General features: G+C 60.1%; 3 protein-coding genes and 1 pseudogene. 1 reads left to right on the top strand and 3 read right to left on the bottom strand.

Features of this window, described 5'->3' with window-relative positions; all coding sequences use genetic code 11:
• Nucleotides 1-732 (top strand): annotated as a pseudogene (locus tag ACZ25G_RS10275) (hypothetical protein); the annotation flags it as partial.
• 33 nt (nt 733-765) lie between these two features.
• Here the strand turns inward: ACZ25G_RS10275 and ACZ25G_RS10280 are convergent.
• From ACZ25G_RS10280 to ACZ25G_RS10290, 3 genes are all read right to left on the bottom strand, one after another.
• The gene (locus ACZ25G_RS10280; RefSeq protein ID WP_463682389.1) at nt 766-2,100 is read right to left on the bottom strand and encodes an MATE family efflux transporter; all 1,335 of its coding nucleotides are present in this window, start codon (nt 2,098-2,100) and stop codon (nt 766-768) included.
• 263 nt (nt 2,101-2,363) lie between these two features.
• Nucleotides 2,364-3,251 carry a YhfC family intramembrane metalloprotease gene (locus tag ACZ25G_RS10285; protein ID WP_463682390.1) on the bottom strand — a complete coding sequence of 296 codons (888 nt, stop codon included), beginning with the start codon at nt 3,249-3,251 and terminating at the stop codon, nt 2,364-2,366.
• A 145-nt stretch (nt 3,252-3,396) separates the two neighbouring features.
• On the bottom strand, nt 3,397-5,769 hold the full coding sequence (locus ACZ25G_RS10290; RefSeq protein ID WP_463682391.1) for a homocysteine S-methyltransferase family protein: 2,373 nt from the start codon (nt 5,767-5,769) through the stop codon (nt 3,397-3,399).
• Nucleotides 5,770-6,360 lie beyond the last annotated feature (591 nt).

Below are 6,360 nucleotides of genomic sequence, written 5' to 3' on the forward strand. Positions count from 1 at the left end.
ATCGCCGTGGACCTGAAAACCCTGGGCATTGTCCGGCCGGCCCGCTATCCCGACGCTAGGATCCGGGTGGTCAGCTGCCACTGGGACCTGGGCCCCTTCCTGGAGTTTGATCCTGAGGTTTCCCGGCGGAACATCCGCCTGGGCTATCTGGATACCTTGCGGCTGTTTGGCAAGGTATCCGGCCTGTGGTACTCCTTCCAGCCTGGGCAGCTTGAGCGGATTGCCGCCCTGCTGCTGCCCTCTCTGGCCCCCAGCTGTGAGCGGTGCTCCTTTGGCCTGGTGACCGACCGGGGCCTGCCTATGGAGCGCCAGGGCAAGGCGCGGCTGCTGGCGGCCCTGGGCCTGCGGGGAAGCCAGCGCTATCATCTGCGCCGCTTCCTCACGCGGTGCGCCGAGGTGGGCGGCGAGGCCCTGGGCCTGGATCCCTGCACACTCTACGACGGGGATTCCTTTATTGCCAGCGCCCTGGCCGCGTGGCGGGAAAACATCTGCCACACTCCCGACGACATCCGTCCCGCCCAGGGGGAGGCACTGCTGGCCGCCGCGGCCAGGGTATCCAAGATCAGCCGGCCGGCCCTATGCGCCTATATCGCCGACTGCATTTGGGAGGTCTTTGACCGCGGGGAGCGGCAGCACAGCCTGTGGCGGCTGGCCCGCCAGCATCCAGAGGAGTTTGCCGCCGGCGTCTTTCTTCTCCTTTGCCGCCAGCTCCCCGGCAGCCCTCGGCCATAAAGAAAAGCGCACCGGATATTCCGGTGCGCTTTTTTAATCTGCCTTCATCTGTTTCAGGGTTCGCAGAAGGAGCACAGCTCCCACCGCCAGGGTGGTCAGCTCCGCCAGGGGGATGACCAGCCAGACGCCGGTCAGGCCAAGCAGCGGCGGCAGGATCACCAGGAAAGGGATCATCGCCAAGATGCCCCGGAGGATGGCAATGCAGAAAGAGGGCCGGGGCCGTCCCACGGCGGAGAAGAAGATGGAAAATACAATATTGACCCCCATGAGGAGGAACGCGAAGAAATAGATGCGGATGCCCTGGATGGTAATCCGGGTCAATTCCGGGTTATTCTCTCCATTGAAGATATTCGCAATGGTTTCAGGGAACAGCAGGCCGGACAGGAGGAACAGGCCGCCGAATACAAGGGCGGTGATACAGCCCAGGGCCAGCACCTTTCTCACCCGGTCCTGTTTGCCGCTGCCGTAGTTTAAGCTGAGCACCGGCTGAATTCCCTGGCCGATGCCGGTAAAGACCGCCACGCAGACCAGGGCCACATTGGCAATAATTCCGTAGGCCGCCACCGAAAGCTCGTCGGAGATCCCCAGGATGACCATATTGAACAGGAAGATGACCACCCCGGAGGAAAACTCGGTGATAAAGGCGGGAAGTCCGGTGCTCAAGGTGCGCAGGATCTCAGAGCCGGAAAAAGAGCACCGGGCCAGGCGGAAATGATTCTTCTTCCGCCAGAAGTGGAAGGAAAGGATGCACAGCCCCACCACAGGGGAACATCCGGTGGCCAGGGCCGCTCCGAACATCCCCATATCCATGGGGTAGATGAAGATATAGTCAAAGACAATGTTAAACAGGCTCCCCGCCAGCATTGCGGCCATGGCCAGGCCCGGCTCAAAATCATTGCGGACAAAATAAAGCATCACATTGTTGAGCATAAAGGCCACGGTAAAGGTGAGGATGACCCGGATATACTCCACCACATAGGCCAGGGTAGAGGGGGTGGCTCCCAACAGCAGGGCAATTTCCCGGGTAAAGCAGAGTCCCACCAGGGTGATGACGGCGCCGATGACTACGGTCACCGTCAGGGTCTGGGTAAAAATACGGTCAAAGCTGGAAGTGTCCCCCCGGCCATAGGCGATGGAAAACAGGGTGCCGCCGCCCATGCCGATGAGCATCCCCAAGCCGCTGATCAGGCTGAAAAGGGGGATGGCGATGTTCAGCGCTACCAGGCCGGTGCTTCCCACCCCGTTGGCCACAAAGAAGGTATCCGCCAGAACGTAGAGGGATAGCCCAATCATCCCCAGGATGTTCACGCTGACATAACGGGCAAAGGTGGTCACAATGTTCCCGTGGGTGATTTGATGATGGCTCATAAGCTTTCTTCCCTTTCTCACAAACTTGTCTGTCCCGCAAAATGCGCAAAGCGGAAATGCTCCATGGTTTGCGCAGATATTTGGACAAAAAAACGCCAGGCCTGCCGTATCCACAGGCCTGACGATACGAACGCATATTTCCCGGCAGCAGTTTTCCTGCCCACACAGCCACCCGGCAGCGGCTGTGACCGGTTTTTCTGTATTGGTTTGCTGCCACTATTATAACCACTGCCCTCACCTCTGTCAAGGCCTGATGAGCAGGGTCAATTTGGGTTGTCGGTTCCCTCTCCCTGCGAGGGTACGTAGGGCGTCGGAGGCATATAGCCGGCGGGCGGGTTTTGACCCATCGAGCTCGCCGAACCGTCCCTGCCCAGGAACGAGGGGCGGCTCTGCCAGATGTAGACACAGGCCAAGGCCGCAACCAGCCCCAACAGCGCCTCCACCAGGTAAATGTTCACCCCATAGCCGTTGATCAGGATCACCGCAGGGGCGTCCACCAAGGTGTGCAACGCGATGGCCAACACCAGAAGCAGCAGGTTGCGCCTGCGCACACACTCGAGCACCAAAATAGAGAGGGCAATCTGGATGGCCATGGCGAAAATCCGCTCTACCCCCGCCATCAAAAAGACGGTGGCCGGTGTGCCCACCATCTGCTGGTAGATCATCTGGGCCGCCTCAGGGGGCAGGGCAGAGGCATATGCCTCGAAACCACCGGTGTTGATGAACACGGCCAGGATCAGGTTGTTGACATAGGTGGTGCCGGTGATCAGGATGGCCTCCAGGCCGCCGTGGCCCACCCCAAAGGCAAAGCCGTCCCACCAGGCCTGCTGCCGTTTCATCAGGACTTTGTATCCCACAAAGCGGCCGACCTCCTCAAAAAGGCCGGCGGTCAGGGCCAGAAAGATGCCATAAAGCCAGATGTTGTGGGTCATCTCCTGAAACCATTCCATCCCCATGAGCACATTCTGCATCAGCGGAATCCGCAACAGCATTTGAAAGACAAAAAACACCAGCATTCCGGTGAGCACCGGGCGCATGGTAGCCTTTTTCTTGAGCACCAACCAGACCATCAGTCCCAAAGGTATGCCAAAGCAGATGATGACGTTGAGAATCATCACAGCGATGGCGCCGCCAGATACCGAGCCTGTCATCTCATCCATCCTCCTTAAAACAAAAAGCGGGAAAACCCGCCTGTGAAATTTCCCCTTATTCTACACCTCTCCTTCCCACTTTGCAACCGCCCGGTGAGGAAATCTTAAAAAACCCCTCGGATCTCTGAAATCCGAGGGGTTTTGATCAGCCTTGCAGCACCTGTTTGGCAATGTCCGCCGAACGCTTGGCGTCCCGGGCGTAAAAATCCGCCCCCATCTTCAGGGCGTAATCTTCGGTGAGGACCGCGCCGCCCACAAACACCTTGCAGCCAGGGCACCTTTCATGGATGGCCTTGACGGTGGCCTCCATGCTGGGCAGGGTGGTGGTCATCAGGGCGGAAAGGCCTGCCAGCCGGGCGCCGTGCTCCTGCACCGCTTCCACCACCGTCTCCACCGGCACGTCCCGGCCCAGGTCGATGACCTGGAAACCGTAGTTTTCTAGGATGACCTTGACGATATTCTTGCCAATGTCATGGATATCCCCCTTGACGGTGGCCAGGACAATCTTTCCCTTCTGCACCGTCCCGGTCCCCTGGGACGCGATCCGCTCCTTGATGATCTCGAAAGCCGCCTGGGCCGCCGACGCCGACTGGAGCAGCTGGGGCAGGAAGATCTTTCCTGTCTCAAACCGGTTGCCCACCTCATCCAGGGCGGGGATCAGGAGGGTGTTCACAATCTCCATGGGCTCCATCTTCTCGCACAGCCCTTGGGTGATGGCCCGGGCCGGCTCCTTGAGCCCTTTGATAATGGCGTGGGTAATATCCGTCTCTCCAGCCGCCGGTGCAGGGGCGGAGGCGGCTGGAGCCCCCTCTCCGCTGTGCTTTTCTATATACGAAACGGAGTTTTTGTCTATATTATACAATACGTTATATGCATCTACCGCCCCGGTCATACTGGCCACATTGGGGTTGATGATGGGCAGGTCCAGCCCGTGGGAGAGGGCCAGCAGCAGAAAGCTGTGGTTGATCAGCTCCCGGTCGGGGAGGCCGAAGGAGATGTTGGAAACCCCCAGCACCGTATGCAGGCCCAGCTGCTCCTTGACCATCCGGACGGCTTTCAAGGTTTCGGCCACCTCTTTCTGCTGCACCGACGCGGTGAGGGTCAGGCAGTCGATGTAGACGTCCTCCTTGGGGATCCCGTAGCTCTGGGCCGCCGCCAGGATCTTCTGGGCGATGGCAAAGCGGTCCTCCGCCTTGGGGGGGATTCCCTTTTCGTCCAGGGTCAGGCCCACCACAGCGGCGCCGTATTTTTTGATCAGGGGCAGGATGGTCGCCAGGGAGGCCTCCTCCCCGTTGACCGAATTGACAATGGGCTTGCCGTTATAGACCCGCAGGGCCGCCTCCACCGCTTTCGGGTCGGAGGAGTCAATCTGCAAAGGCAGGTCCACCACAGACTGGATCTCCCGGACCGCCCGGACCATCATGGCCGGCTCGTCGATCTCGGGAAGCCCCACGTTGACATCCAGGATATGGGCGCCCGCCTCCGCCTGGCTCACCGCCTGGGAGAGGAGGTAATCCATATTTTTCTCCCGCAGGGCCTGTTTCATCAGCTTTTTGCCGGTGGGATTGATCCGCTCGCCGATGATCCGCACCCCGTCGATCTCCACCGCCCGGGTGCCGGAGCAGACGGCGCTGCGGCGGCGGATGGCTCTGGAAACCGGTTTTTTCCCCGCCAGCATTTCTTTTAATTTTCTGATATAGGCCGGGGAGGTGCCGCAGCAGCCGCCCAGCACCGTAACCCCTAAGTCCACAAAGGGAGCCATCTGCCGGGCAAACATATCCGGATCAATGTCATAGCTGCCGGTTTCCAGGTTGGGCAGGCCGGCGTTGGGCTTAACAATCAGGGGCAGGGTGGTCCACTGGGCCAGTTCCTCCATGATGGGGAGGATTTCCCCCGGCCCTAGGGAACAGTTGACGCCCATAGCGTCCACCCCCAGCCCTTCCAGGGTCAGGGCCATACAGGGGATGCTGCATCCGGCAAAGGTGCGCCGGTTTTCTTCAAAGGTCATGGTGACAAAGACGGGCAGGGAGGTGTTCTCCTTGACCGCCAGCACCGCCGCCTTCACCTCCATGAGATCGGTCATGGTCTCGATGGCCACCAAATCTGCGCCGGCCTTTTCTCCAGCCACCGCCTGTTTGGCAAAGAGGCTGTAGGCTTCCTCAAAGGACAGGCTGCCTCCCGGGGCCAGCAGCTCTCCAATAGGGCCCATATCCAGCCCCACCTTGCAGCCGGTGCCCTGGCAGGCCGCCTTGGCCGTCTCCACCGAGGCGGTGACGACCTCCTCGCAGGAAAAGCCGGTGCCCGAAAGCTTGTGGTCATTGGCGCCAAAGGTATTGGTATACACCACCATGGATCCGCTTTGGATATAGTCTTTGTGGATGCCGGCCACAATTTCCGGATGGGTGAGGGACAGCGTCTCTGGCCGCTCCCCTACCGGCAGGCCCCGCTGCTGCATCTGGGTGCCCATGGCTCCGTCCAGGATGATGAAGCCCGAGGATAGCATTTCTTTGATGGTCATCTGTGTTCTCCTTTATCTTTTGTTTCACGCCCACCTGCCGGTGGGCGGGCAGTGCCCGCTGCCAAGCCGCGTTGCGGCGCAATGGGTAACTTAATCGCGTGAGACGCGGCGGTGGTTTCAACTAAACAATAGGCGCGCCGGCTGCCGCCGGAGGATGTCGCGCTGCGACGCAATGAAAAACAAAAACGCGTGTGCCGCGGCAAAGTTTCAAATAAAATCCAGGGCGCGATTTGCTGCCCGCTAGGGCCGCGTCTTGCTCCCCGCAGGAGCGTGGGCGGTTTCGGCGGCAGCCGACGATTTTTGGGAACATCCCGGGGCCAGCTGCCGCTGGAGGGTGTCACGGATGGGCGCTGACAGTGATCTATTCGCGTAACCCGCGGCAGTGGTTTTGGCTAGGCCGTGAGCGCGTCATCCCGCCCCGGAAGGGGCCGCCCATACTGCCGGGAAAGCAGCGAGCCTCATCAGGGGGATATCCAAGGGGAACGCCCCTTGGATCACTTTTGCATCCTTTTCTTGAGAGAAAAGGATGGCGGGCAGTGCCCGCTGCCAAACCGCGCTGTGGCGTCATTCGAGACAAAGTCGTGGGCAACG

The sequence above is a fragment of the Zongyangia sp. genome (assembly GCF_965361945.1).